Here is a 26,054-nt window from a genome sequence, read left to right on the forward strand (position 1 = left end):
GCGCTGGTGCCGAAGGCCCCGGCCGCGAACGGCGCAGGGTGTTGGCGAAGCGCGGACGGGTGTCAACCGGCGGACCTTCGCCGCAGGGATGCGTCCGTTCCAAGCGTGCGCGCCGAATCCGGCGACGATCGGACGGGTCAGGCCGCCTGGGCCTCGACGCGGTTCCGCCCCAGCGCCTTGGCGCGGTAGAGCGCGAGGTCGGCGCGCTTCAGCATCTCGCCGGGGCCGACATCCTCGGGCTGACGGGTCGCGACGCCGATCGACACGGTGACGGGGACGCTGCGTGTGTCGCGATGGATCGAGAACGGCATGCCCTCGATCCGCTCGCGGATGCGCTCGGCGATGGCGTGGGCCTCGGCGAGGCCGGCATCGGGCAGGATGATGACCACCTCCTCGCCGCCGTAGCGGGCGACGATGTCGATGGTGCGGGTGTGCAGGCGGACGCGGTCGGCGAAGGTGCGCAGCACCTCGTCGCCGGCTTCGTGGCCGTGGGTGTCGTTGATCGCCTTGAAGTGATCGATGTCGAGGATCAGCCCGGCGACCGGGCGCTCGCGCAGCCGCGGATCGGAGAACAGGCCGGCGAGGTGGTTGTCGAGGTAGCGCCGGTTGTGCAGTCCGGTGAGCCCGTCGGTGACGGCCATCTCCATCGACGCCTGCACCGCGCTGCGCAGAACCTCGGAGAATCGCTTGCGGCGGATCTGGGTGCGGACCCGCGCGACCAGCTCGTTGCGGTCGATCGGGCGGAGCAGGTAGTCGTGGACACCGAAATCGAGGCCGCGCACGATGCGGGCGCGGTCATGCGCCTCGGCCAGCATGATCAGCGGCACCTGCCGGGTCCGCTCCAGGTTGCGCAGCTGGCTGCACAGGCGCAGCCCGTCGAAGCCCTCGAGGTCGAGGCTGACCAGGACGAGGTCGAAGCCGCCCTCGGCCGCCACGTGGATCGCCGCCTGCGGATCGGTCTCGAGCGTGACCGCGTGGAACTGGCCGAGCGCCGCCGCCATCCGCTCGGCCGAGCCGCGCCGATCCTCGACCAGCAGCAGGCTGGCGTTGAGGCCGGTCTCGGCGGTGGCGAGCGCCAGCGGGTCGCCCATGCCGAACTCGCGCGAGGCGAGCGCGCGGCTGCGCAGCTCGTCGGTCACGGCCTTCAGGCGCACGAGGCTGCGGACGCGGCTGAACAGCGCGGTGTCGTCGATCGGCTTGGTCAGGAAATCGTCGGCGCCGGCGTCGAGGCCCTTCAGGCGGTCCGAGGGTTGGTCGAGGGCCGTGACCATCACCACCGGCAGGTGCGCGGTGAGCGGGTTGTTCTTGAGGATGCGGCAGACCTCGAACCCGTCCATGCCGGGCATCATCACGTCGAGGAGGACGAGGTCGCACAGGCCCTTCTCGCAGATCGCGATCGCGTCCGGGCCGTTCATGGCCGCGACGGTGTCGAAGTATTCCAGCGCGAGCTTCGTTTCGAGAAGCTTCACGTTCGGGAAGAGGTCGTCGACGATCAGGACGCGGGCCGACATCGTTCCTCGCACAAGGTTTCAGCGGGCGATCGCAGGCGCCGTCGAGGGCTCGATCCGGACCTTACTTGTCGGCAAGATACGTGCGAACCGTTGCCAAAAACTTCGCGACGGAGATCGGTTTGGACAAATATGCCTCGCAACCGCCCTCGAGAATGCGTTCCTCGTCCCCCTTCATGGCGAAGGCGGTGATGGCGACGACGGGAATGTGCTTGAGGTCGTCGTCCTCCTTGAGCCACTTGGTCACCTCGAGCCCCGAAACCTCGGGAAGCTGGATGTCCATCAGGATCAGGTCGGGATGGTGGGCACGCGCGAGCTCGATCGCCTCGATGCCGTTGGCCGTCTTGAGGGTCGCGTAACCGTGGGCCTCCAACAAGTCGTTGAAGAGCTTCATGTTCAGTTCGTTGTCCTCGACGATCAACACCGTTTTCGTCATCACGCTTCGATCCCGGTGCCGCCGCGCGTCCTTTACGGGACGTTACCCGACCTCACGCCTTTGTAAGCGACAGATGTTGATGAATCGCAAATCACTTCAAGACGATGGGTCGACGCGAGCCACCGCCGCCGACCACAACCTGGCCGTCGACGTGCTCGGCTGGATGGTCGCCGACGAGGACCGCCTGTTCCCGTTCCTCAACGCGACCGGGCTGTCGCCCGAGGACGTCCGCGCGTCGCTGTCCGACCCGGCCTTCCTCGTCGGCGTGCTCGACCACGTCATGGGCGACGAGCCGGTGCTGCTCGCCTGCGCGCAGGGGCTCGACATCAAGCCCGAGCGCATCGCGGCGGCGTGGCGACGGCTCTCGCCGCAACAATCCGACGAGTTCTAAAGGGCCGCGTGCCGGCTACGGGGCGCACGGCTTGTCCGGCGCCTTGTCGAGCTCGAGGCGGGTCATGTCGCCGAGGATCGCGAAGTCGCCGTAGTCGAGCTTGAGCGCGCCGCTGACCCCGTTCTCGTAGAGGTCGAAGGTAAGGGTGTAGATCGGCGTGCGCTCGCCCTCCCCTTGCGTGAAGTAGCTCAGCGTCACCGGCCAGTGCGGCACGGCGGCCATCGCACCCTCGTGCAGCGGCTTGTCGCGGTCCGACGCGGCGGCGTTCGCCGGCGCCGTCGCACGGCGGCCGATCACGGCCAGGGTGTCGTAGACCTTGCGGCCGTCGTCCGACCCGTCGAACACTTTGGCCGACATCGTGGTGTCGCCGGCCCGCGCGGCCTGGACGAGGCGGCGCATGTGCAGGCTCGGGAACAGCACCGGGCCGGCGGCGGTGAACTGGTCCTTCTTGGGCTCATTGAGCCGGACCTTGAACGCGTCGCCGCTCGCATCCGCGGTGCCGTCGACGGCCGGGCTCGGCTGTCCGTTCAGCACCGTCACCGTGCGGAAGCGGAAATCGCGGGCCTCGCCGCCCTCGAAGGTGGTGTTGCGCAGGTCCGAGGTCCGGCTGCCGCTCTCGCCGGATTCGAGCACCGTCACCTGGCGGGTCTGCATGGTGTAGCCGCGGCAGGAGTCGCCCTTGAACTCGATCACGATGCGCCCGCGCGCGCTCTCGACCGCCCGGGTCCCGCCGGTGGAGGCGAGCGACAGGTCGTAGACCGCCTTGTGGTTGGCGAGGATCACCGGCTCGGGCTTTCCGGGCTTCGGATCCTCGGGCTTTGCCGCCTCGGGCGCCGGCTTGGCCGAGGCGTCGGGCGTGGCCGGCGCCGCATGGGCCATGCCGCCGAAGCAGGCCGCGCCGGCGAGGAACGCGGCGACGAGGGCGGTGGCGTGGCGTGGCATCGTGAAAACTCCCGAGGCGGTGACGGCCGAAGTTGAGGCGCAGGCTGCAGGTAGTGGGTGCCGGGCCCGGAGCAATGCCGGGCGCCGGATCAGCGGTAGCCGGCCGCCTGAAGCTCGAACAGCTCGGCGTAGCGTCCGCCGAGGGCGACGAGCGCGTCGTGCGTGCCGGCTTCGAGCACCTTTCCGTCCTCCAGCACCAGGATGCGATCGGCCATCCGAACGGTGGAGAATCGGTGCGAGATCAGCACCGCGGCCCGCCCGGCGCTGAGGTCGCGGAAGCGGCGGAACACGTCGTACTCGGCGCGCGCGTCGAGCGCGGCCGTCGGCTCGTCGAGGATCAGGATCTCGGCGTCGCGCATGTAGGCCCGGGACAGGGCGATCTTCTGCCACTGGCCCCCGGACAGGTCGACGCCGCCGTCGAAGCGCTTGCCGAGGGGCTGGTCGTATCCGGCCGGCAGGCGCGCGATGACCGCGTCGGCGAGGCCGCGCACAGCCGCACGGCCGATGCGCTCGGCATCGTCCCGGGCCTCGATCCGCCCGACGGCGACGTTCTCGCCGGCGGTGAGGTCGAAGCGGACGAAATCCTGGAAGATCGCACCGATGCGGCCGCGGAGCGCGTCGAGGTCGTAGGCCTGCAGCGGCAGGCCGTCGAGCAGGATGCGCCCCTCGGTCGGGTCGTAGAGCCGGGTCATCAGCTTGACGATCGTGGTCTTGCCGGCCCCGTTCTCGCCGACGAGCGCCAGGGTCTCGCCCGCCGCGAGGGTGAAGCTCAGGTGCCGCACCGCCCACGCGTCGACGCCGGGATAGCGGAAGCCGACATCCTCGAAGGCGAGGCCCTGGCGGATCGTCGCCGGCAGGGGTGCCGGGGTCTCGGGCGAGCGGATCGACGGCGCGATCGCGAAGAACGAGAACAGGTCCTCGAGGTACTGCGTCTGCCCGGCGATCTGGGTGAACCCGAGCAGCAGGCCCTCGATCAGCCCGCGCAGGCGCTGGAAGGCGCCGGCAAGGAAGGCGAGATCGCCGATCGAGAAGCCGCCCGCCACAGTGCGCCAGACGATGACGGCGTAGGCGGCGTAGTAGGCCAGCGTGCCGAGCGCCGCGAAGGCGCCGCCCCAGCCGGCGCGGCGGATCGCCAGCGCGCGGTTGTCGGCCACCACCTTGTCGGCGAGGCCGGCATAGAGGTCGGTGATGTAGCCGTTCAGGCCGAACAGCTTGACCTCCTTGGCCGATTCGACGCTGGCGCCGAGGTAGCGCAGGTAGTCGATCCGCCGCCGTTCCGGGGTGCGGATCCAGGCGAGGCGGTAACCGGCTCGGGTGAAGTGCGCCTCGTTGAGGAAGGCCGGCACCAGCGCCGCCGCGATCAGCACGATCAGCCACGGGGTGTAGACCGCGACGCCCGCGGCGAACGAGAGCAAAGTCACCAGGGCCTGCCCCTGCCCGAACACCTGGGCGATCAGGCTGGTGCGCCCGGTGACCTGCCGGCGCGCCCGCTCAAGCCGGTCCTGCTGTGCGCTGTCCTCGAACTGCGCGAGGTCGAGGGCCGCCGCATGGCGCATCAGCCGGAGCGAGGCGGCGTTGGAATAGAGGTCGGCGACCAACCCGTCGACCAACGTGCTGAGGCGTCCGATCAGGTCGGAGAGGATCGCCAGGGCGAGTTCGGCCGCGACCAAGGCCGCGAGCCGCGACAGGTGCGGGTCCGAGAGCCACGCATCGACGCTCATCGGCGTCGCCCGCGGCCGGGCATGTTCCGCGACGATCGCGTCGAGGATCAGCTTCGCGAGCCACAGGGTCGCCACCGGCAGCCCGGCGCCGACGAGGCGCAGGGCGAGGCTGGCGGCGAACAGGCGCGGGCTCGCGGCGCGGACCTGCGCGAACAGGGCCGGCAGGTAGCGCAGCGATCCGAAGCGTTCGGAGATGTGTCGCCTGGCGGCGGCGAGCGGGGCGGCCAGGGCGGGGTCGAGGCGGGCGGTCGGCATCCCGGCGGGTATGGGCCGGCGCGGAGCCGGCGTCGATGCCGAAGGCCCCGCGAGCTGTCCGAAGGTCTTCCGCGCCGACGCTTGTTGACGGCCGGCCCGATCGTCTACGCCGTGCTTTGCTCCGGCAGCGCAACGTCTCTATCTTGCCAAGCGTTTGCAAAACTTGCCAAGCGTTTGCCAAACAACACGGATGGGAGGGGCGATGCTGAGCGGTTCGACGATTCTGCGGATCTCGCTTCTGCTGGTCGTCGCGGGCTGCCTCGCCGCCCTGATCCAGTATTTTCTGCCGCACGCACCGTCGCCGGCGCAGGCGCCGCCGGTCTCCGTGCCGCCGGCATCCGTCGCCCCGGCGCCGCGAAAGGTCGGGACGCCGACGCTGGTCCCGTCCCCCGCAGCGCCTCGAGCGGACCTCGCCGCGCCGCCGGTATCGCCGGATCCCGCGCCCACACCCGCTCCGGCACCCCAGCCGACCGCGGAAGCCCCGGTTCTCTCGCAATCCGTGCCGGAGTCACAACCGACCGGTCAGGCGGAGGTGAACGAGGCCGGCGACAGCGCCGGACCGCGCGCGCTGGCGCTGGTCGACCTCAACACCGCATCGCTGGCGGAGCTGAACGGGTTGCGCGGCGGCGGCAGCATCGGGCGGGCGATCATCCAGCGCCGGCCCTACACGACGATCGACCAGTTGCTGTCGAAGCGCGTGCTCAGCCGCGCGACCTACGACAAGATCAAGGATCAGATCACGATCCGCTGAGATGCCCGCGACCGCGAAGCCGAGCTGTCCTTGTCGGGGGCCGGAGCGGTGCCGCAACTGGCGCAGCCTGCGCCGGTTGCCTATTGTGGACCCTACGGGCGGATCGTCTGCGCGGGCGATCCCCGATCAAGGTGCGAGGAGCTGCGCATGTTCACCCAGACCGGCAGCGCGATCCTTCGGGACGACCTCGGCGTCGAGGAGACGACCGAGACCGACAACATCGTGCGGTGGGACGGCGAGCGGCTCTACGTCGAGCACGACGTCTACCACAACGGGCAGCTGGTCCACCGCAAGTACCGCCGCAACGTGACCGAGCCGGTCGCCCGCGCGCTGCTCGCCGTGATCAACCGCGCCAAGCAATGAGGCGCGTCGTCCTGGCAGCCCTGACGGGTCTCGCGCTCGGCGGTCCCGCCGTCGCGCAGGTCGGCGTGCGCTACGTCGCGCCGGAGCGCTTCACCGACGCGGAGGACCGTTGGGCCTCCTCCGGCCGGAGCCTGCGGCTGACGCTGGCGGAGATGACGCGGATCTTCCAGGACCTCGGCAGCCGGCGCCTCGGCCCCGACGAGAGCCTCGACATCACCGTCCTCGACATCGATCTCGCCGGGTACGAGCGGCCGGGCTTCGGCACGCCGAGTGGCCTGCGGATCGTCCAGGACTTCACGCCGCCGCGGATCCGGCTCGCCTACGCACTGCGGCGTGGCAAGCGGGTGGTCGCCAGCGGCGAGGATACGGTCACCGACCCCAACTTCATGCTGACGGCCAACCCACGCTTCTCGACCGGCGGCCTGTATTACGAGCGCGCGGTGCTGCGCGACTGGTTCGCGCGCCGCTTCCCGGTTCCGGCCGGCCGCGGCTGACGGACGTTTCGCGCGCCGAACCGCGCGGCTCGACCGCGGCTCACGCCGGCCAGCGCGGCGTGCGCTTCTGAAGGAAGGCATCGATGCCCTCGTCGGCGTCGGCGAGCATCATGTTCCGGGTCATGACCTCGGCGGCGTAGGCGTAGGCCTCCTCGAGGCCGAGCTCCGCCTGGCGGCCGAAGGCTTCCTTGCCGATCGCCACCACCCGCGCCGACTTGCCCGCGATGCGCATCGCCATCGCCTGCACCGTCGCATCGAGATCGGCGGTCGGCACCGCACGGTTGACGAGGCCGATGCGCAACGCCTCCGCGGCGTCGATCGGCTCGCCGAGCAGCAGCATCTCCATCGCCGCCTTGCGCGGCACCGCGCGGGAGAGCGCGACCATCGGGGTCGAGCAGAACAGGCCGATGTTGACCCCGGGCGTCGCGAAGCGGGCGTCGTCGGCGCAGACCGCGAGATCGCAGGTCGCGACCAGCTGGCAGCCGGCGGCGGTGGCGATGCCGTGAACCTGCGCGATCACCGGCTGCGGCAGCCGGGTGATCGCCAGCATCAGCCGGGAGCAGGCGCGGAACACCTCGGCCGCGGCCTCGCGCCCGGGATGCGCGCGCATCTCCTTGAGATCGTGACCGGCGCAGAAGGCCGGCCCGGCGCCGCGCAGCACGACGACGCGCACGGCTCGATCCTCGGCGATCGCGTCGAGCGCATCCTGCAAGGCCGCCATCAGCCCGAGGGACAGCGCGTTGCGGGCCGGACCGCGGTTCAGCGTCAGCGTGGCGATGCCTTCGGCATCCGCGCGAAGCAGCAGCGGCGCGTCGGTCTGCGCGGTCGAGGACATGCCCTGGCTCCCGTCTCGATGGCCGGTCAAGCCTATCACGGACGCGTCGGGTTTCGAGGATGGCTCAGGCCCGGCGCGCCGGCAGCGCCTGCGGGGCGAGCGGGGCGTCGTCGTACTCGGCGATCTCGAGGTCGATGCGGGCGAAGTCGGCGCCGCCGTGCCACCACACCAGCGGCTGAACCGAGACGAGGCCCTGGACGCTGCACAGCGTCTCCGCGAGGCCGGCGTCGACGAACAGGTGGCGCGGGCCGATCGCGTCGAGGCTCCGGGCAAGCGCGGTCCCGCGCAGGGTGAGGTCGAGCGGCATCACGGTGACGCCGACGGAGCCAAGGCCCTGCCAGATCGCGAGCACGTCGGGCTGGTTGCGCATCAGCAGGGCGACGACGTCGCCTTCCCCCAGCCGCTCGTGCAGGGCCCAGCGGGCGTAGCGGTTGCGGCGCTCGCCCGAGGGTGCGTCGCTCGGTTCGGCGAGGCGCAGCGACGGCGGCACGAAGGCGGGATCTGGCTCTGCGCGGTGGTCGAGGGCGAAGTGCATGCGGCGTCCAGTCCGGCTCATTGCGGAAGATGTCGGACTCCGATCTGCTCGCCACCGGTTAATAGCAGGCTTCGAACCCCCGCGTAGGGCAGGATCAAGTCGAAACAAGTTCCGCGGTTCCGCAAGGCAGACGAGGGACCGGGACGGCCAGTGACGCGGTAGAAACGCCGCTATCGATTGCAACGCAGGTAACGCTTAACCACGAACGACCTTCACCTTTGTCCTGCGTGGCCTGAGGCAATCCGTCGGGCCGCTCCCCCTGGGCGGCGTTCACCGTTCGGCGTATCTCGCCCGTCTCAACGACTCGCAAGAAGTCGTCGACGACGATGAGGAAACTTTCGCCCATGCGCATGTTCGCCACGCCGGCCGCCGCGGCCGCCCTCCTGAGCCTCGGTCTCGCCGCGCAGCCCGCCGCGGCGCAGATCCGCAACGCCCCGGCCCCGCGGGCGCTGGAATTCGCAGCCTACATCTTCGCGGCGTCGAACGTCTGCGGCTATCGGATCGGGACCGACACCTTCGAGGCGCTGCTGGTCAAGCAGGGCACCCGATCGGCCGACGTCAGCCCGCGCGGCCCGTTCGGCGGCCGGGTGCAGTCGATGTTCGCGCTGATGTCGAACGACATGGCCCAGCATCGCGAGAAGGCGTGCCTCGCCGTCGCCGGCGAATACGGCCCCGAAGGCACGGTCGCGAAGGACGTGCTGCTGCCGGCCGCAGCCGACGCGCCGCCCGCCGGCGCCGACACGCCCGCGCCACCGGCACCGGCGCCGAAGCCCGCCCAGTAACGCTGCGGGACGGAGCCGTCAGGGAAGGCGCCACGCGATCGGCGCCGACCCATGCTCGGCGAGCCACGCGTTGGCCCGGCCGAAGGGGTCCGAGCCGGGGAAGTCGCGCGCCCGGTTCAACGGCGACGGATGGCCGCATTCGAGCACGCCGTGTCGCGATCGGTCGATCAGCGCGGCCCGCGCCCGCGCCTGTGCCCCCCACAGGAGGAACACGGCGGGCTCGGCGCGCGCCGAGACGGCCGCGACCGCCTCGTCGGCGAGCCTCGCCCAGCCGAACCGAAGATGCGCCCCGGCCTGGCCCGCCTCGACGGTGAGTGCGCTGTTGAGGAGCAGCACCCCCTGGTGCGCCCAGGCCGTGAGGTCGCCGCGCGTCGCCTTGCCCGGCTCGACCTCGGCCAGGATCACCTTAAGCGAGGCCGGCAGGCGCCGGGAGCCGACATAGGAGAAGGCGAGCCCGTTGGCGTCGCCCGGCGTCGGATACGGATCCTGCCCGAGGATCACGACCTTCACCGCGGGCAGCGGCGTCAGCGCCAGGGCGGCAAAGATGTTGCCGGGCGCGGGCAAGACCTGCGCGCCGGCTGCGATCCGTTCGTCGACCCGTGCCGCCACGATATCCGCCGCGCCCTCCGTGAAGAACGGCAAGGCGAGCCACGGGGATGCGCTTTGCCGGAACGCGGCGAGCGCTGCGGAGACGGTCGGTTCGGTCATCGGCCGATCAGGATGCGTTCGCCCTCGGTCACGGTGATCGGGGCGTGGCGGGCGACATAATCGATCACGGCGGTGGCGACGAGCCCGCCATCCGTCGCGCCGATCAAGGTCCGCCCCCGAGCCAGCACGCCGTAGCCGTTTCCCCCCTCGTAGAGGAAGTTGTTGGCGGCGACCCGGTAGGTCCGGGCCGGGTCCAGTGGCGCATCGCCGACGCGGACGGAGACGATCCTGTCGCCCGCCGGCGCATCGGGATCGACGCGGACGGTCAGGCCCGAGACCTGCGCGAAGCGGCCGGCCGGGCGGCCGAGCTCGCGAAACCCCGCCTCCAGCAGCGCGCGGACCTGGGCGCCGGTGATCGCCACCGACACGATGGTGTTGCCGAACGGAAGCTCGGTGAGGATGTCGTGCCGCGTCAGCATCGTGCCGGCCGGGTACAGGCGGTCGCCGCGCACGCCGCCGCCGTTCATCACCGCGATGTCGGCGCCCGTCGCCTCCCGCAGCGCGTCGGCGACGAGGCTCCCGAAGCTCGCCTCGCGGGCGCGCACGGAGACGATGCGGCTGTCGAGCGGATAGGCGGTCTCGCCGACCGGCACGTCGAGCCGGCGCGACAGGTCGCCCTCGAGCTTGCGCACGAGGGTCAGCGTATCCGGATCGGGTGCGACGGTCGCCGAATCGTGGATTCGGAAGCTCGGCCGCCACGTCACGCGCCGCGTGCCGTCCGCCGTCGAGACGCTGGCGTGGATGTCGATGGCGGTGACGTAATGCGCGTCGCTGCTCGACTCCGCGAGCACGCGGCGCCCGTCGTACTGCACCACGAGGTCGTGGTCGTGCCCCGACAAAAGGATGTCGGCATGGCCCGCCGCCAGCATCGCGAGATCGGTCGCGCGCGCGGTGTGGACGATCGCCACGACGAGATCCGCGCCGTCGGCGCGCAGCGCCTCAGCCTGCGCGGCCAGCGTCTCCAGCTCGGGCCCGAAGCGCAGATCGCCGCTCTGGGATTTCTCCGGCGTCGCGGCCAACGCGATGCCGGTGACGCCGACGTGCAGGCCGCCGAGGGTGAGCATCTGCCGATCGCGCAGGCTCGGCAACGGCCGGCCAGACCCGTCCCGCAGGTTGGCGGCGAAGCACGGGAAGGCGGCGGCGGCCATGCGCTCGCGGAAGACGGCGGGCCCGAAATCGAATTCGTGGTTGCCGGGGACGAACACGTCCGGCGGGGCGAGGTTCAGCAGGTCGACGATGTGGGCGCCCTTGTCGAACCCCGACATCAGCGAGGGCGACAGGGTGTCGCCGGCATGGGCGTAGAGCACCGGGACACCGCGGTCGCGCTCGGCCTTCACGATCGCATTGAGCCGCGCGAACCCGCCGCGCCCGTCGACCTCGCCCATCAGGTAGACGTCGTTGACGAGGAGCAGCGTCAGCGTCGGCTCGGGCGCCGTTGGCTCGGTCGCGTTCGCGATGGCGGGCAGGCCGGCCGAAAAGCCGGCGCCGATGCCGAGACCGAAGGTCTGGCGGCGATTGGGGCGAGGCATGGCGTTGCGTCTTGGCGGAAAAGCCCAGCCTACCCCCGCCGACGTGACGCGCGCACGACGGTCCTTAAAGCATCTTCGCGCGCGGTGAAGCCCGGCCCGCCCGCAGACGATGTCCTAGCGGGCCGAGAAGGTCTCGCGCACCGCCTTGGCGTTGCGGCGGACCATCGGCCAGATCCAGGCGCCGGAAGCGAGGTAGGCCGCGGCCGGCATCGGCTTTAGCTCCTCGGCGAGGCGCTGGGCGAGGCCGGGCGCGCGGATCGGCACCGGCGGCGCATCGGTCTTGCGGTAGACCACCGTCGTGTCCTCGCGCCAGTAATTGGTGTCGGGCACGAGGCCGGCGCGGCGTGCGGTGAGGTCGAAGGTGTCGCGCACGAAGCCGTGGACGTGGGCGAAGTGGAATCGCTCGTGCGGCGGCTTGCCGGTGGCGGCCATGTTTGGCACCGCGGCGTAGAGCACGCCGTCGGGCTTCAGCCAGCGTGCCAGCCGCTCCATCACGTCGGCCGGGTCGCGCAGGTGCTCCATGACGTGGTGCGTGGTGATCACGTCGAACGTGCCCGGTGCGAACTGGTCGTCGGCGGCGTCGTCCAGCACCTCGACGCCGTGCGTCGCGCGGGCATAGGCGGAATAGTCGCGGCCCGGCTCGACGCCGATCGCCTTGCAGCCCCGAGCCCGGGCGGCGGCCAGGAACTCGCCCGATCCGGAGCCGAAATCGAGCAGGCGGGCGCCCGGCACCAGCTTCGGCGCGAGCAGTTCCGCCCGGAACGCCGCCTCGCGCGCCGAGCGCTTGAGATGGACCCGCGGCGGGCCGCCCGCGAAGGCGAGCTGGTAGTCGGCGCGGTAGGCGTGGGCGTAGTAATCCGCCAGCTCGGCCGGCGTCGGCATCGGGTCGGTGCGGATCAGGCCGCATTCGGCGCAGGCGATCGACTTCAGCGTCTTCAGGCGTCGATCGGTCTCCGCCACGGTGACGCTCTCCGTGGAGCCGCACAGATTGCAGGCCGTGGGCGCCCCCGTGTAGGGGTAGCCGGTGAACGGCATAAAGTGGTTCAGGAAGTAGCGGGGAGACTGCATGTCGCGCTCTCGTCGGCCGGACCTTCGCTGGCAGGCTTCGTGCTCTAGTTAGATATCCGATCCCGCACAACAGCACCGCCGTCATGCGGGCGCGCGGCCTCACCGTCGCCGCGCGCCCGGCGGCCCAGGACAGGAAGCGGCCGCCATGGCCGAGAACCTCACCATGAACGAACGCGTCGAACCGGCGTCCCTGTCGGCCGTCTCCACCGTCGAGCCGAGCCGTGCGGCCGGCGCGGGCACCCTTCCGGCCGATCACCCCACGGTCCGCTGGGGCCGTGTCGGCGTGTTGCTGATGAACCTCGGCACGCCGGAGGGCACGAGCTACTGGCCGATGCGCCGCTACCTCAAGGAGTTCCTGTCCGACCGCCGGGTGATCGAGGTGCCGCGCCTGATCTGGTGGCCGCTGCTCAACCTGATCATCCTGACCAAGCGTCCCGGCCCGAAGGGCAAGGACTACGCGAGCGTGTGGAACAACGAGCGCGACGAGGGCCCGCTCAAGACCATCACCCGCGGCCAGGCCGAGCGCCTGCAGGCGATGATGGGCGACAAGGTCGTGGTCGACTGGGCGATGCGCTACGGCAAGCCCGAGGTCGCCCTGCGGATCCAGGCCCTGCTCGATCAGGGCTGCGACCGCATCCTGCTGGTGCCGCTCTACCCGCAATACGCCGCCGCGACCTCGGCCACCGCCTGCGACCAGGCGTTCAAGGCGCTGATGCAGATGCGCTGGCAGCCGACCGTGCGGGTCTCGGCGCCGTACCACGACGACCCCGTCTACATCCGTGCGATGGCCGATTCGATCCGCGAGGGGTTGGCCAAGCTCGATTTCGAGCCGGAGGTGATCCTCACCTCGTTCCACGGCGTGCCGAAGAGCTACCTGCTCAAGGGCGACCCCTATCACTGCCAGTGCGTGAAGACCGGCCGCCTGATCCGCGAAGAGCTCGGCTTCTCGACCGAGCGGATGCGGACGACCTTCCAGTCGCGCTTCGGCAACGAGGAATGGCTCAAGCCCTACACCGACGAGACCGTGCAGACGCTCGCGAAATCCGGGGTGAAGCGCATGGCGATCGTCGCGCCGGGCTTCACCGCCGACTGCCTGGAGACGCTGGAAGAGCTCGACGGCGAGAACCGGCACTACTTCGAGGACAACGGCGGCGAGCGCTTCGCCTACATCCCCTGCCTCAACGACAGCGACCTCGGCATGAAGGTGATCGAGACCGTGGTGCGGCGGGAGTTGCAGGGCTGGGTCTGATCACCCGTATCGACCCGCACGACATCTTGCGAAGCCCCGGCGCCGGGCTATCATCCAGCCCTCGACACCGGGCGGGCCGGATCAGCAAGGGTGATGAGATGGCGTTCTTCATCGGGATCGCGTGTCCCTGGCTGGTCGTCGCGGTGCTCGACATCCTGGCGTCGCGCCGGCGCACCGACGAGCTGGCTGCACTCGGGATCGTCGGCGCCGCCCGCCCGGCGACCTCCTCCTACCTGACGCCCGACGTGAAGTGAGGCCGCGCTCGGTTCGGCGACGGCCGGGAGGTCGGCTCGCCTCGATCTAGGCGCGCGTGACCGAGAGACTGGCCTCGAAGCCGTGCTCGCGGTCGGTCTGCGCCTTCGGGAGCATGTCGCGAAGCTCTCGGACTTGGCTGGAGAGGTCGGCGTCGTTCGCCGGCTGGAACCAGCGATAGTGCCCTTGCCGGCCCGCTTCGCCTCGTAGAGGGCCTGATCGGCTTCCGGCAGGAGGAGCATCGGGTCGGTGTCCGCGTCGCGCCGGGTCGCGATGCCGATGCTGAGGCCGACCCGGACGACCAACCCCGTCGGCAAGGCGTAGGGTCGTGCCACCTCGGCGATCAGGCGGGTCGCGATCGCCGCGATCGTGCGCTCGTCGTCGGCATGGACTAGGATCGCGAACTCGTCGCCGCCGAGCCGCGCGACGTCGGCGGGATCCGGCACGCAGCCGCGGATCCGTTCGCCGACGGCCGTCAGGAGCGCATCGCCCGCCGGATGCCCGTGCTGGTCGTTCACCGCCTTGAAGCCGTCAAGGTCGAGGAAGAGCACCGAAGCGTTCCGCTCGGCCGCCTTGAGGCGCGCTTTGAAGGAGTTGCGGTTCGGCAGGCCGGTCAGGCTGCAGTGAAGGGCGAGGTGGCTGCTTTCCTGCTGGGCCATCAGCATCTTGAGGTAATCGATGTGGAGTTCCCGGTTGATGCTGATCGTTCCCCATAGATAGAGCGGGGCGATGAGCGCGATCGGCCACAGCCACGGCTCCGGCCCCATCGCAGCGCCGGCCGCGTAGGGCACGATGATCAGGACCATCTGCAGCTTGACCATGCGCGGCGAGCCGGGATTGCGCGCGCACATCGCCCCGACGATCCCGGTCGACAGCATGGTGCCGAACACGGCCAGAACGGGATCGCCCAAGCTCATGCAGAGGAAGGCGCCGACGCCGATCTGCGCGCACCACAGCACGCTGCCGGCGACGAAGGCATCGACGACGAGGGTGTCCCTCGGACGGCGGAGCGAGGGATCTCGGAGGATCCGCATCAACCGGCCGATGACGGCGAAACGGAACAGGACCAGGATCGTATCGACGGCCGCCCAGGCGAAGAATGCCGGGATCGGGTTCCGGTACAGCAGGATCGCGATGATGATCAGCCCGACGAGGGAGCCGGAGATCAGCGAGGACATTCGCCGGAACAACGTCCGCCGCAGCCCGTCGCTGATCTCGACGCAGACCGGCGCCGCGGTCTCGGTGAGCCAGATCATCGGTGCCAGGCGAGGCTTCAGCAGAACCTGCTCCGACGGCATCGCGATGATTTTCCTGCCGCCCCGATCATTGGGCACTCTTTCACACGATCCTTGCGAAAATGTTGATCCTTAGGCGCAAATTCCGTGCATGAGCGGTCCGTCATCACATCTCAGACGCGGCGAGCCGCGCCGAAGCCCGCGGCTGCCACGCTTCGGCGCGAGCGAACGTCGGGCGGCCGCCGCGGTCAGGGCTTCTTCAGCTCCTCGGAGGCCGGGGCCGGCGCGGCGATCGGCTTGCCGTTCTCGTCGAAGCGCTCGACCTTGGCGTCGGCGCGGAGCTTCAGGATCAGATCCTGTTGCGCCTTGCGGATCAGCGCCTGATCGATCTGCTCCTTCAGCTCGTCGAAGGTCGGCACGGGCTTGTTGCGCTTCTCCTCGACCTTGATGACGTGCCAGCCGAACTGGGACTTGACCGGATCGGAAACCTGCCCGGGCTGCAGCTTGAAGGCGGCGTCGGCGAATTCCTTCACCATCCGGTCCTTCGAGAACCAGCCGAGGTCGCCGCCCTCGGCCTTCGAGCCGGCATCCTTGGTGGTCTCGGCGGCGACCTTGGCGAAGTCCTCGCCGCCCTTGATCCGTGCGGCGATCTTCTTCGCCTCGGCCTCGTTCTCCACGAGGATGTGGCGGGCGTGGATCTCCTCCTCCGGCTTCATCAGCTTGGCGGACTGGTCGTAGAGCGCGTGGGCCGCCTCGGGCGTCGCCGCCTTCTTGGCCTCGCGCTCCAGGTACTCGTCGAGGAGGAGCTTGTCGCGGAAGTAGGCGAGCTTGCGCTTGAAGTCCGGCGTGTCGCCGATCTTGGCGGCGTCCGCCGCCTGCGCGCCGACCTTGAGGTCGAGCATGTAGTCGACCAGCAGGCCCTTCTTCTGCGCATCGTCGACGCCCGGCAGCGACAGGGCCGGATCCTCGGCCGCCACCGCGATGTCGCCGGCGGTGACCGGGATCCCGTTCACCTTGGCGACGACGCTGTCGGGCGAGGGCAGCACCGCGGCGGCGACGGAGGGCTGCGCCGCCGGGGTCGGCGTCTGCGCGGAGGCGGTGCCGCCGAGCGCGAGCGCCAGGGCGAGCGCGCTCGCGCCGCGGAGGGTCTGGGTCTTCGACATGGCGTTGGCGTTCCTAGACGGTTTCGCCCCGACCCGTCGCGGCACGGCGCCGGACGGTCTCGCACGGGGCTTCGAGGAAGCGGCATCGCAGCCGCGGGAATCGGCGAGACAGGTGGCTCGCGTCGCACGCAAAGGCAAGGCGCAAGGGATGACGGAAATGAGGTCGCAGGAGCACGGCGCAGATGAGGAAAGGATGCGCGCGCGGTCCATCGCCGTCGCGTCCGCCCGTCCTCGCCCGTCACGGGGAAAGCATTCCGTTGACTCCGTTTCTTGAGCCTTCGTGAACGCGCGCCGGCACAGGCTTGCCGGATCGACGGAGGGGCGGATGCGCAGGATCTCGCAGATCGGATGGATCGTGCTCGCGGCTTCGACCGCTTTCGCGTTCGCGGCGACGCCGTCCTCCGCCGAGGCACGCGGGTTCCGCCTGCGCCTCGGAATCGGCAGCGCGTCCGCTGCGGCTCCGGTCCCGCCGCGCGCGGCCGAGCGCATCGCAAGCGCTGGCGTTCCCTTGCCGATCGCACCGCCTCGCGCGACGGAGCCGGCGTCGCCGCGGACGGAGCCGTGGACGCAGGCACGGGAGACGGTGCGTGGGCTGACGCCCGTCGCCGTCGCGCCCGTCGCCGTCGCGCCGATCGCGGAGCGTGCGAAGCCGTCGCCGCATCCGGTGCGGGTCGCCGGCCCGTGGTGCCCGTCGGACCGCATCGTCGGCGCCGGCGTGGGGTTCTGCGAAGTCAACTGACGCCGCGGGCGACGGCCGCCCGCGAACGGGCCGCGCGAGGCGGCACTGATTCGGATCCGGGCCGAAGCGCCTCTGCGCAGCCCATCGCGCGCCGGCCTCTTTTAGATGCGGCCCGCGATATTTACCTCTATAAGCCCGGCCAACTCAGCCAAGGCCAGCCGTCTGCGGGAGACCGCCGACGGGCTTTCCCGTTTGCAGGTTCACGATGCTCGGTGCCCTCGCCAAGAAGATTTTCGGCTCGTCGAACGACCGGCGCGTGAAGGGCTATCGTCCCCGCGTCGCGGCGATCAACGAGCTCGAAGCCGAGATCCAGGTGCTGTCGGACGAGGCCCTGCGCGGCCGCACCGACATGCTGAAGGCCGAGCTCGCGGCCGGCAAGAGCCTCGACGACATCCTCGTTCCCGCCTTCGCCACCGTGCGCGAGGCGGCCAAGCGCGTGTTCGGCCAGCGCCACTTCGACGTGCAGTTGATCGGCGGCATGGTGCTGCACGAGGGCGGCATCGCCGAGATGAAGACCGGCGAGGGCAAGACGCTGGTGGCGACGCTGCCGGTCTACCTCAACGCGCTGTCGGGCAAGGGCGTCCACGTCGTGACCGTCAACGACTACCTCGCCGCCCGCGACGCGGAGTGGATGGGGCAGGTCTACCGCTTCCTCGGGCTGACCGTCGGCACCATCGTGCACGGCCTCGACGACGAGCAGCGCAAGGAAGCCTACGCCTGCGACATCACCTACGGGACGAACAACGAGTACGGCTTCGACTACCTGCGCGACAACATGAAGTACGAGATGTCCCAGCTGGCGCAGCGGGGGCACAACTTCGCGATCGTCGACGAGGTCGACTCGATCCTGATCGACGAGGCGCGCACGCCGCTGATCATCTCCGGCCCCGTCGACGACCGCTCAGAGCTCTACGTCACCGTCGACGCGCTGATGCCGATGCTTGTGCCCTCGCACTACGACCTCGACGAGAAGCAGCGCACCGTCTCGCTGACCGAGGAGGGCAACGAGTTCATCGAGGACGCGCTGCGCGACGCCGGCATCCTCAAGGACGGCGACCTCTACGACGGCCACAACGTCACCATCGTCCACCACGTGAACCAGGCGCTGCGCGCCCACACGCTGTTCACCCGGGACAAGGACTACATCGTCAAAAACGACGAGGTGGTGATCATCGACGAGTTCACCGGCCGCATGATGCAGGGCCGGCGCTACTCGGAGGGCCTGCACCAGGCTCTCGAGGCGAAGGAGCGGGTGACGATCCAGCCCGAGAACCAGACGCTGGCCTCGATCACCTTCCAGAACTTCTTCCGCCTCTACGACAAGCTCGCGGGCATGACCGGCACGGCCTCGACCGAGGCCGACGAGTTCGCCGAGATCTACAAGCTCGAGGTCGTCGACATTCCGACCAACAAGGAGGTCGAGCGCGTCGACGAGGACGACCAGGTCTACCGCACCGTCGAGGAGAAGTACGCCGGCATCATCGAGGAGATCGAGACGGCGCATGCGCGCCACCAGCCGATCCTGGTCGGCACCGGCTCGATCGAGAAGTCCGAGTTGATCGCCGAGCTGCTCAAGAAGGCTGGCTTCACCCTGCTCGACTATTCCGATCCGAATGCGCTCACAGACGTCTACGCCGCCGCGCGCGAGGGCCGCGTCACCAAGCGCTTCGCGGTGCTGAACGCCCGCTTCCACGAGCAGGAGGCCTACATCGTCGCCGAGGCCGGCGTGCCCGGCGCGATCACCATCGCCACCAACATGGCCGGTCGCGGAACCGACATCAAGCTCGGCGGCAACGTCGAGATGCGCGTCGAGAAGGAGCTCGCCGGCCTCGAGGACGGCCCCGAGCGCGACGCCAAGGTCGCCGCGATCAAGGCCGAGATCGCCGAGAACCGCACCAAGGTGCTGGCGTCGGGCGAGCCGGCCGATCCGGAAGCCGGCCGCAAGAAGGCGTTGCCGGGCGGCCTCTACATCATCGGCACCGAGCGCCACGAATCGCGCCGCATCGACAACCAGCTCCGCGGCCGCTCGGGCCGCCAGGGCGATCCCGGTCGCTCGAAGTTCTTCCTGTCGCTGCAGGACGACCTGATGCGCATTTTCGGCTCCGACCGCATGGACGGGATGCTGCAGAAGCTCGGCCTCGAGCAGGGCGAGGCGATCATCCACCCGTGGATCAACAAGGCGATCGAGAAGGCGCAGCAGAAGGTCGAGGCGCGCAACTTCGACATGCGCAAGAACGTGCTCAAGTACGACAACGTCATGAACGACCAGCGCAAGGTCGTGTTCGAGCAGCGCCGCGACTTCATGGGCCAGGACAGCGTGTCCGAGACCGTCGAGGAGATGCGCCAGGCCACGATCGACGACCTCGTCGCGACCCACATCCCCGAGAACGCCTACGCCGAGCAGTGGGACGTCGCCGGCCTCCGCGAGCGCGTGACGGAGATCCTCAACCTCGACGAGCCGATCGAGGATTGGGCCAAGGAAGAGGGCATCGCCGACGAGGAGATGCGCGAGCGCCTGAAGAAGGCCGCCGACACCGCCTACGCCGCCCGCGCCGAGAAGAACGGTGCCGAGGTGACGACCTACATCGAGAAGCAGGTGCTCCTGCAGACCCTCGATCACCTCTGGCGCGAGCACCTCGTGACGCTCGACCACCTGCGCCAGGTGATCGGCTGGCGCGGCTTCGCCCAGCGCGACCCGCTGAACGAGTACAAGTCCGAGGCCTTCGACCTGTTCAACGGCCTCGTCACGCAGCTGCGCGAGCAGGTCACCAGCCAGCTCTCGCGCGTCGAGATCATGTTCCAGGAGCCGGAAGCCCAGGCGAACCCGTTCGGGCCATCCCCCGGCCTGCCGCAGATGTTCGCCCAGCACCTCGATCCGGTCACCGGCGAGAACGAGATGGACTATGCCGGCCGCGGCACCGGGAGCGACGGCGGCGGCGGGCCGGCCTACGGCTACGCCGCCCAGGGGCTGTCGGCCGACGGGGCCGTGCTGGAGCGCGACCCCGACGACGCGACCACCTGGGGCCGGGTCGGCCGCAACGAGCCCTGCCCCTGCGGCTCTGGCAAGAAGTTCAAGCACTGCCACGGCAGCTTCACGGCCTGAGCGCCTGCTCTCGTCACGGCGCTCCCGTCCGTAGGGTTCTCGTTCAGGGGCGCTCCACCCGCCCCGTCATCCCGGGGCGCTGAAAGGCGGGTCCGGGATGACCTGGGATGGGATGTGCGGGCGACGTTTCGTTCGGCCTCGATCGATAGGCGGCGGACGGTCGCCATCGCGAGAACCGGTGCGCCGCGGGATCCATCATCCATGACGACCGTCTTCATCGCGGGCGCCTGCACCGAGATCGGCAAGACCTACGTCACCGCGGCGATCGTGCGGCGCCTGCGCGCCGACGGACGCGACGTGCGGGCGCTGAAGCCCGTCGCGAGCGGCGTGCCGCCGATGGGCGACCCGGATTTTTCCGGCAGCGATACGGCGCAGCTCCTGGCGGCCCAGGGGATCGCGGTCACGGCCGCCGCCGTCGCGGCCTGCTCGCCGTGGCGCTTCGCGGCGCCGCTCGCCCCCGACCAGGCGGCCGCTCTCGAGGGCCAAGCGCCCGTCCTCGAGGACATCGTCACGTGGTGCCTGGAGCGGATGGAGGCCGCGACGGGCACGCTGATCGTCGAGGGCGTCGGCGGCCTGATGAGCCCGGTGACCCAGGAGGCGACCGGCCTCGGCTGGCTGTGGTCGCTCGCCTGCCCGGCGATCCTCATCTCGGGCAGCTATCTCGGGGCGATCAGCCACGCCCTGACGGCCTACGAGACCTGCCGGGCGGCCGACATCCCGGTCCTCGCCATCGTCGTCAACGAGAGCACCGGCGCGCCGACGCCGCCCGAGACGGTCGCCGAGGCGATCGCGCGCCACGCCGAGGTGCCGGTGATCGTCATCGCCCGGGATGCGCCCTGCCCGGATGCGCTCGCCGCCCTGATCTGACGTCGGGCCGACACACATTGACGCGATCGTCGGCGGCGATGCACGGTTCCGATGGACGGGCGCCGGGCGCCTGCTAGCGTCGCGCCGCGAAACGACGAGGGCGGGGCGTTCTGTGAGTGAAAGTCATGTCCGTGCGGAGGGCGGCGCCGAGCCCGCCGCCGCACGAAGGTTCCGCCCGGCCCTGCTGCTCGGGGCGCTCGGGGTCGTCTACGGCGACATCGGCACCAGCCCGCTCTACGCCTTCAAGGAGGCGGTGCGGGCCGCCAGCGGCGGCGGCAACGCCGACCCCATCGCGGTGGTCGGCGCGGTCTCGCTGATCCTGTGGGCGCTGATCCTGATCGTCTCGCTGAAATACGCGGTGCTGATCCTGCGCGCCGACAATGCCGGCGAGGGCGGCATCGTCGCGATGCTGGCGCTGCTGGGCGCGCGCCATGCGAAGCCGCGCTCGTGGAAGGCGCTGCTGCTCGTCGTCGGGCTGATCGGCGCGGCGCTTCTCTACGGCGACGGCGCGATCACCCCGGCGATCTCGGTGCTCTCGGCGATCGAGGGCCTGAAGGTCGATGCGCCGGCGCTCGGCCGCTACGTCGTGCCGATCACGATCGCGATCCTCGTCGCCCTGTTCCTGGTGCAGAGCAAGGGCGTCGCCTTCATCGGGCGGATCTTCGGGCCGGTGATGCTGCTGTGGTTCGTCGTCCTCACGCTGATGGGGATCGGCGGCATTCTGCACAAGCCGGAGATCCTGCAGGCGGCGAACCCCCTGAAGGCGGTGGAATTCTTGATCCATGCCGGTTGGCACGTGAGCTTCGCGATGCTGGGCGCGGCCTTCCTCGCGGTCACCGGCGGCGAGGCGATGTATGCAGACCTCGGGCATTTCGGCGCCCGGCCGATCCGCGTGGCGTGGTTTGCCCTGGTGCTGCCGGCCCTGGTGATCAACTATTTCGGCCAGGGCGCGCTGCTGCTGGCCTCGCCGGACGCGATCGAGAACCCGTTCTACCGGCTCGCGCCGGGCTGGGCGCATTACCCGCTGATCGGGCTGGCGACGATGGCGACGGTGATCGCCTCGCAGGCGATCATCTCGGGTGTGTTCTCGCTGACCCAGCAATCGGTCCAGCTCGGCTTCCTGCCGCCGATGCACATCGTCCAGACCGCCTCGGAGGAGCGTGGGCAGATCTACGTGCCGGCGGTGAACTGGCTCCTCGCCGCCGCCACCATCGCCGCCGTCGTGATCTTCGAATCGTCCGACGCGCTCGCCGGCGCCTACGGCATTGCCGTGTCGCTGCTGATGGCGATCACCACGCTGCTCGCCGCGCTGATCGCTCGCCGATGGGGCTACAACCTCGTGGCGATCCTGGCGGTGAACGGCTTCTTCCTGCTGATCGACCTCGTCTTCCTTGGGGCCAACAGCGTGAAGCTGTTCGAGGGCGGCTGGTTTCCGCTGGTGCTCGCCGGCTTCGTCGCGCTGATGATGCTGACGTGGCGCAGGGGCAACCAGCTGGTCGAGGAGGCCCGCGTCGGCCTGCGCCAGCCCGAGGACGTGTTCCTGGCCTCGCTCCAGCACCAGGACCTGGTGCGGGTCCGCGGAACCGGCGTGTTCCTGTCGGCGGCGATGCACGGCATCCCGATGCACCTGTCGCGGTTCGTCGAGCGCAGCCACGCCCTGCCGGAGCGGGTGATGATCGTCTCCGCCCAGTACGAGGAGACCCCGACCGTGCCGCGCGAGGAGCGCAGCCACGTGACGATCCTCGCGCCCGACTTCTACCGGGTGACCCTGCGCTACGGCTTCATGGAGGAGGCCTCGATCCCCGATGGGCTGGCCTGCGCCGTCGAGCACCGCCGCCTGCCGCCGCAGATGCTCGACGACCTCACGGTCTTCATCGGCCACGAGACCATCATCCCGAAGAACGACGACCGCGGGATGCAGCCCTGGCGCGAGAGCCTCTACGCCTTCATGCAGCGCAACGCCGAGCGCACCGGCGCCTTCTTCGGCGTGCCGACGCGGCAGGTGGTGGAGGTGGGGACCGAGATCGAGATCTAGCGGAGGATCCGCGCGTCGGTGCCGAAGCGTCCCGCCGGGCCGCCTCATCCCCCCGCCGGATCGAGACGTCGGGCCGCGTATCGGGCCCGACCCGAGCGTCGGGCGATCACGCTTTCGCGCGTGGCGGGGGCATTTGGAACCATCATGGGCGCTTGCCGTTCGGACATCCCGACAGCGTTCGGTCACGCTTCGCGGCGTCGTCGCGAGGCCGGGCCGGGATCGCTGAGCACACAGGGAGCGTCCCGATGAGCAGCACCACGGACAAGATCAAGGGCCTCGCCAACGAGGCGGTCGGCAACGTCAAGCAGGGTGTCGGCAACGTCACCGGCAACGAGAAGCTGCAGGCCGAGGGCAAGGCGCAGGAGCTGAAGGGCGAAGCCCAGAAGACCGTCGGCGACGCCAAGGACGGCGTGAAGGGCGCGGCCCAGAAGGCCGCCGACGCCGTCAAGAAGATCTGATCCGTCCAGCGCTCGGCACCGGGGCGGCTGCGAGCCGGCCCCGGTGCCCATCCGCGAAGACCGGCGCTGCCGGCCTTCGGATCACGATGCGAGGGACGAGATCATGAACCGGGATCGATTCGAAGGCGGCGTGCGCAACCTGCGCGGCCGCGCCAAGACCGCGATGGGTGCAGTCGGCGGGGATGCCGGACGCCAGCTCGACGGTGCCGTCGACCAGGCCGCGGGCGTTGCGCAGAACGCCTACGGCCGTGCGCGCGAGACCGCGCGGGACTGGCGTCGCGACGGCGAGCATTTCATCGACGAAGCGAGCGAGCGCGGCCGCGCCATCGCCGACGAGGCCGTGAGCCGCGGACGTCATTACCGCGGCCGGGCGGAGCACCATGGCCGCCACGTCGCGAAACGCGCCGAGGAGAACAAGGGCGCTACCCTGGCGATCGTCGCAGCCGCCGCATTCGGCCTTGGTTGGCTCCTGCGGAGCGATCGCTGATCCATTCGGGGACGGGCGGTACGCGCCTGCAGGATGCGACGTTCAAGATCGTCGTTTCGTCGCCCGCCCGGCGCGTGCGACCGGTAAAAATGGTCTAAGGAACGGCGGACCGGGGGTGGCGATGCCCCCGAGCCCGCAGGCCCCACAGACCGAGACGAGGCGATGACCGGCTCCAGCACTCCGAACACCGTCCTACTGACCCCGTCCCTGACGCGGCCCGCTTCGCAGTTGGTCACCATCTTCGGCGGCTCGGGCTTCCTCGGCCGGCACGTGGTTCGGGCGCTGGCCAAGCGCGGCTACCGCATCCGGGTCGCCGTCCGCCGTCCCGATCTCGCCCTGTTCCTGCAGCCGCTCGGGAAGGTCGGCCAGATCGTCGCCGTGCAGGCGAACCTGCGATACCCCGATTCGGTCGTGCGGGCGGTCGAGGGTGCGGACGTGGTGATCAACCTCGTCGGCATCCTTCAGGAAACCGGCGCCCAGAGCTTCTCGCGCCTCCAGGCCGAAGGCCCCGGCTTGATCGCGCGGGCGGCGGCCAAGGTCGGCGCCGCGATGATCCACGTGTCCGCGATCGGCGCCGATCCGAACTCCGAATCGCGCTATGCCCGCACCAAGGCCGAGGGCGAGGCTGCGGTGTTCGCCGCACGACCCGACGCCGTCGTGTTCCGGCCCTCCCTGGTCTTCGGGCCGGGCGACAGCTTCTTCAACCGCTTCGCCAGCCTCGCCCGGTTCCTGCCGGTGCTGCCGCTGGCCGGGGCCGAGTCGCGCTTCCAGCCCGTCTTCGTCGGCGACGTCGCCGAGGCGATCGCGCTGGTTGCCGACGGACGCGTGCCCGGCGGCAAGGTCTACGAGCTTGGCGGACCCGAGGTCGCGACGCTGGATCACCTCGTGCGCTACATGCTCGAAACGACGATGCGCAAGCGCATGGTGGTGTCGCTGCCGCTGCCGATCGCCAAGATCCAGGCCCGTGCCATGGAGATCGCCGACACCCTGACCTTCGGGCTGCTGCCGGCCGACCTCAAACTCACCCGCGATCAGGTCGTTCTGCTGCAGAACGACAACGTCGTCTCGGAGGCCGCCAAGGCGGAGGGCCGCAGCTTCGAGGGGCTCGGCATCCAGCCGACCGCCGCCGAGGCGGTGGTGCCGGGCTATCTCTGGCGCTTCCGAGCCGCCGGGCAGTTCGCCAAGGGCCGCGGTACCGAGGAGCAGGCCGAGATACCCGACTCGATCGCGCCGACCCCGATGGGCGAGGGCTCGCAGCACCGTCCGATGCGGGCGTCCGGTCCGGCGATCGGGGCCGACGCCGGCGGCTCGCCCGGCATGGGCCGGCGCTGGGGCAGCCGGAGCTAGGCCGCTACCGGAGCCGTCCCTGCAGGGCGGGGGCCGGCAGGCGGTGCGCCAGCCGCTTGTGGACGTGGACCATCAGCGCGATGCCGAACAGCGGCGTCAGCAGGTTGAGCACCGGGACAACCATCATCCCGGCCAGCAGGCAGCCCGCCGCGATCGTCGTGCCCGAGAACGTCCGGCGCATCGCGCCGGCCTCCGCCAGCGGCCGGTAGCGGGCCGCAGCCATCTCGAAATACTCGCGCGACAGCAGGTAGGCGTTGGCGGCGAAGAAGGCCGCCAGCCCGATCACCGGCACGAAGAAGATGATCAGCGCAGCAAGGTTCACCAGCAGGGTCAGGCCGGCGAAGCGCAGGGCGTAGAGCATCGCCGCGCCCCACGGCATCGGGCGGCCGGGCGGGTCGTCGGGGAAGTCGGTGCGCTCGACGATCTCGGCGGCGTCGTCGAGGAAGAACCCCGCCACCAGGATCGAGATCGCGGGCATCAGGTAGGCCAGCGCGACGAACAGCCCGAACCCGGCCAGGAAGTAGGCGAGGCTGTCGAGGATGGGGTAGGATTGCGAGATGTGGTGGCTCGCCTGGAACCACTGGATCAATCGCGTCAGCCCGAACCAGGCCAGCGCCAGGATGCCGAGCGTCAACCCAAGCGACTTCCACAGGATCGCACGGAGCGGCGGGGAGAAGGTCTGGCGCAGGGCCGCGAGCGCCGCCTGGATGAGCATGCCGTGATCCCGTCTCCCGCCGCCGATCGGCGCATCGCGGTTGTGGTGTCCCGATCCGTCCGCCGCAAGAGCACCGCTTGCGTCTC

General features: G+C 70.2%; 25 protein-coding genes. 13 read left to right on the plus strand and 12 right to left on the minus strand.

The genetic code is table 11. The features are described from left to right. Positions 1 to 137: 137 nt before the first annotated feature. The gene (locus FV227_RS01225) at positions 138 to 1,511 is read right to left on the minus strand and encodes a PleD family two-component system response regulator (protein ID WP_147728255.1); all 1,374 of its coding nucleotides are present in this window, start codon (positions 1,509 to 1,511) and stop codon (positions 138 to 140) included. Between the two features lie 61 nt (positions 1,512 to 1,572). Beyond that, on the minus strand, positions 1,573 to 1,944 hold the full coding sequence (locus tag FV227_RS01230; protein ID WP_147728258.1) for a response regulator: 372 nt from the start codon (positions 1,942 to 1,944) through the stop codon (positions 1,573 to 1,575). A 79-nt stretch (positions 1,945 to 2,023) separates the two neighbouring features. Between FV227_RS01230 and FV227_RS01235 the strand changes: the two genes are divergently transcribed. After that, positions 2,024 to 2,335 (plus strand): DUF3572 domain-containing protein, encoded by a 312-nt coding sequence (locus FV227_RS01235; RefSeq protein WP_147728254.1) that lies wholly within the window; start codon positions 2,024 to 2,026, stop codon positions 2,333 to 2,335. Positions 2,336 to 2,350: 15 nt separating this feature from the next. On the opposite strand, the gene FV227_RS01240 is transcribed toward FV227_RS01235, so the two are convergent. Together FV227_RS01240 and FV227_RS01245 are read right to left on the minus strand one after the other, a co-directional pair. Beyond that, positions 2,351 to 3,277, minus strand: a complete 927-nt coding sequence (locus FV227_RS01240) for a cell envelope integrity EipB family protein (RefSeq protein ID WP_246686346.1) — start codon at positions 3,275 to 3,277, stop codon at positions 2,351 to 2,353. 89 nt (positions 3,278 to 3,366) lie between these two features. Beyond that, positions 3,367 to 5,253 (minus strand): ABC transporter ATP-binding protein, encoded by a 1,887-nt coding sequence (locus tag FV227_RS01245; protein WP_147858146.1) that lies wholly within the window; start codon positions 5,251 to 5,253, stop codon positions 3,367 to 3,369. A gap of 202 nt (positions 5,254 to 5,455) precedes the next feature. Here FV227_RS01245 and FV227_RS01250 point away from each other — a divergent pair, with 202 nt between their 5' ends. The 3 genes from FV227_RS01250 (at position 5,456) to FV227_RS01260 (ending at position 6,861) form a co-directional block, all read left to right on the plus strand. Continuing rightward, positions 5,456 to 6,004 carry a helix-hairpin-helix domain-containing protein gene (locus tag FV227_RS01250; RefSeq protein ID WP_147844399.1) on the plus strand — a complete coding sequence of 183 codons (549 nt, stop codon included), beginning with the start codon at positions 5,456 to 5,458 and terminating at the stop codon, positions 6,002 to 6,004. Positions 6,005 to 6,151: 147 nt separating this feature from the next. Then, positions 6,152 to 6,367, plus strand: a complete 216-nt coding sequence (locus FV227_RS01255) for a hypothetical protein (RefSeq protein ID WP_147728766.1) — start codon at positions 6,152 to 6,154, stop codon at positions 6,365 to 6,367. Further along, a complete protein-coding gene (locus FV227_RS01260; RefSeq protein WP_147728765.1) occupies positions 6,364 to 6,861 on the plus strand; it encodes a DUF3016 domain-containing protein in 498 nt (165 codons plus the stop codon). Before FV227_RS01255 ends, FV227_RS01260 begins: the two co-directional genes overlap by 4 nt. A 40-nt stretch (positions 6,862 to 6,901) precedes the next feature. On the opposite strand, the gene FV227_RS01265 is transcribed toward FV227_RS01260, so the two are convergent. Both FV227_RS01265 and FV227_RS01270 read right to left on the minus strand, forming a co-directional pair. Beyond that, the gene (locus tag FV227_RS01265) at positions 6,902 to 7,696 is read right to left on the minus strand and encodes an enoyl-CoA hydratase (protein WP_147728764.1); all 795 of its coding nucleotides are present in this window, start codon (positions 7,694 to 7,696) and stop codon (positions 6,902 to 6,904) included. A 64-nt stretch (positions 7,697 to 7,760) separates the two neighbouring features. Beyond that, positions 7,761 to 8,231, minus strand: coding sequence for an AMP-binding protein (locus tag FV227_RS01270; RefSeq protein ID WP_243933380.1), 471 nt, complete (start codon positions 8,229 to 8,231; stop codon positions 7,761 to 7,763). A 350-nt stretch (positions 8,232 to 8,581) separates the two neighbouring features. On the opposite strand from FV227_RS01270, the gene FV227_RS01275 reads away from it, so the two are divergent. Continuing rightward, complete coding sequence (locus tag FV227_RS01275) at positions 8,582 to 9,013, plus strand: hypothetical protein (protein ID WP_147858201.1); 432 nt, start codon at positions 8,582 to 8,584, stop codon at positions 9,011 to 9,013. 18 nt (positions 9,014 to 9,031) lie between these two features. Here the strand turns inward: FV227_RS01275 and FV227_RS01280 are convergent, their stop codons facing one another. The 3 genes from FV227_RS01280 to FV227_RS01290 all read right to left on the minus strand — a co-directional run bounded on the left by FV227_RS01280 (position 9,032) and on the right by FV227_RS01290 (position 12,318). Next, entirely contained in the window at positions 9,032 to 9,721 is a 690-nt protein-coding gene (locus FV227_RS01280) for a uracil-DNA glycosylase (RefSeq protein ID WP_147726939.1), read from the minus strand. Next, complete coding sequence (locus tag FV227_RS01285; RefSeq protein ID WP_147726940.1) at positions 9,718 to 11,250, minus strand: bifunctional UDP-sugar hydrolase/5'-nucleotidase; 1,533 nt, start codon at positions 11,248 to 11,250, stop codon at positions 9,718 to 9,720. Before FV227_RS01285 ends, FV227_RS01280 begins: the two co-directional genes overlap by 4 nt. A gap of 114 nt (positions 11,251 to 11,364) precedes the next feature. After that, positions 11,365 to 12,318, minus strand: coding sequence for a class I SAM-dependent methyltransferase (locus tag FV227_RS01290; protein ID WP_147726941.1), 954 nt, complete (start codon positions 12,316 to 12,318; stop codon positions 11,365 to 11,367). 163 nt (positions 12,319 to 12,481) lie between these two features. Here FV227_RS01290 and hemH point away from each other — a divergent pair, with 163 nt between their 5' ends. Then, complete coding sequence (gene hemH / locus FV227_RS01295; protein WP_147842596.1) at positions 12,482 to 13,567, plus strand: ferrochelatase; 1,086 nt, start codon at positions 12,482 to 12,484, stop codon at positions 13,565 to 13,567. 50 nt (positions 13,568 to 13,617) lie between these two features. On the opposite strand, the gene FV227_RS01300 is transcribed toward hemH, so the two are convergent. Both FV227_RS01300 and FV227_RS01305 read right to left on the minus strand, forming a co-directional pair. Then, positions 13,618 to 15,117 (minus strand): GGDEF domain-containing protein, encoded by a 1,500-nt coding sequence (locus tag FV227_RS01300; RefSeq protein WP_147858147.1) that lies wholly within the window; start codon positions 15,115 to 15,117, stop codon positions 13,618 to 13,620. Between the two features lie 185 nt (positions 15,118 to 15,302). Beyond that, positions 15,303 to 16,217, minus strand: coding sequence for a peptidylprolyl isomerase (locus FV227_RS01305; protein ID WP_147858148.1), 915 nt, complete (start codon positions 16,215 to 16,217; stop codon positions 15,303 to 15,305). Between the two features lie 325 nt (positions 16,218 to 16,542). On the opposite strand from FV227_RS01305, the gene FV227_RS01310 reads away from it, so the two are divergent. The 7 genes from FV227_RS01310 to FV227_RS01340 all read left to right on the plus strand — a co-directional run bounded on the left by FV227_RS01310 (position 16,543) and on the right by FV227_RS01340 (position 25,253). Beyond that, positions 16,543 to 16,956: a hypothetical protein gene (locus FV227_RS01310; protein WP_147858149.1), complete on the plus strand. Its 414-nt coding sequence runs from the start codon at positions 16,543 to 16,545 to the stop codon at positions 16,954 to 16,956. Between the two features lie 205 nt (positions 16,957 to 17,161). Further along, a complete protein-coding gene (secA, locus tag FV227_RS01315) occupies positions 17,162 to 20,059 on the plus strand; it encodes a preprotein translocase subunit SecA (protein WP_147842590.1) in 2,898 nt (965 codons plus the stop codon). A 201-nt stretch (positions 20,060 to 20,260) separates the two neighbouring features. Next, entirely contained in the window at positions 20,261 to 20,926 is a 666-nt protein-coding gene (gene bioD, locus FV227_RS01320) for a dethiobiotin synthase (RefSeq protein ID WP_147858150.1), read from the plus strand. A 181-nt stretch (positions 20,927 to 21,107) separates the two neighbouring features. Then, positions 21,108 to 22,961, plus strand: coding sequence for a KUP/HAK/KT family potassium transporter (locus FV227_RS01325; protein ID WP_187274650.1), 1,854 nt, complete (start codon positions 21,108 to 21,110; stop codon positions 22,959 to 22,961). Positions 22,962 to 23,206: 245 nt separating this feature from the next. Then, positions 23,207 to 23,419, plus strand: a complete 213-nt coding sequence (locus FV227_RS01330) for a CsbD family protein (RefSeq protein WP_147727207.1) — start codon at positions 23,207 to 23,209, stop codon at positions 23,417 to 23,419. Positions 23,420 to 23,522: 103 nt separating this feature from the next. Next, positions 23,523 to 23,906, plus strand: a complete 384-nt coding sequence (locus FV227_RS01335) for a CsbD family protein (protein WP_147727208.1) — start codon at positions 23,523 to 23,525, stop codon at positions 23,904 to 23,906. A gap of 162 nt (positions 23,907 to 24,068) precedes the next feature. After that, positions 24,069 to 25,253, plus strand: coding sequence for a complex I NDUFA9 subunit family protein (locus FV227_RS01340; protein WP_147858151.1), 1,185 nt, complete (start codon positions 24,069 to 24,071; stop codon positions 25,251 to 25,253). 4 nt (positions 25,254 to 25,257) lie between these two features. Here the strand turns inward: FV227_RS01340 and FV227_RS01345 are convergent, their stop codons facing one another. Then, positions 25,258 to 25,968, minus strand: coding sequence for a sulfate transporter family protein (locus FV227_RS01345; protein ID WP_147727210.1), 711 nt, complete (start codon positions 25,966 to 25,968; stop codon positions 25,258 to 25,260). Positions 25,969 to 26,054 lie beyond the last annotated feature (86 nt).

The organism is Methylobacterium sp. WL119 (assembly GCF_008039875.1).
Classification (GTDB): Bacteria; Pseudomonadota; Alphaproteobacteria; order Rhizobiales; family Beijerinckiaceae; genus Methylobacterium.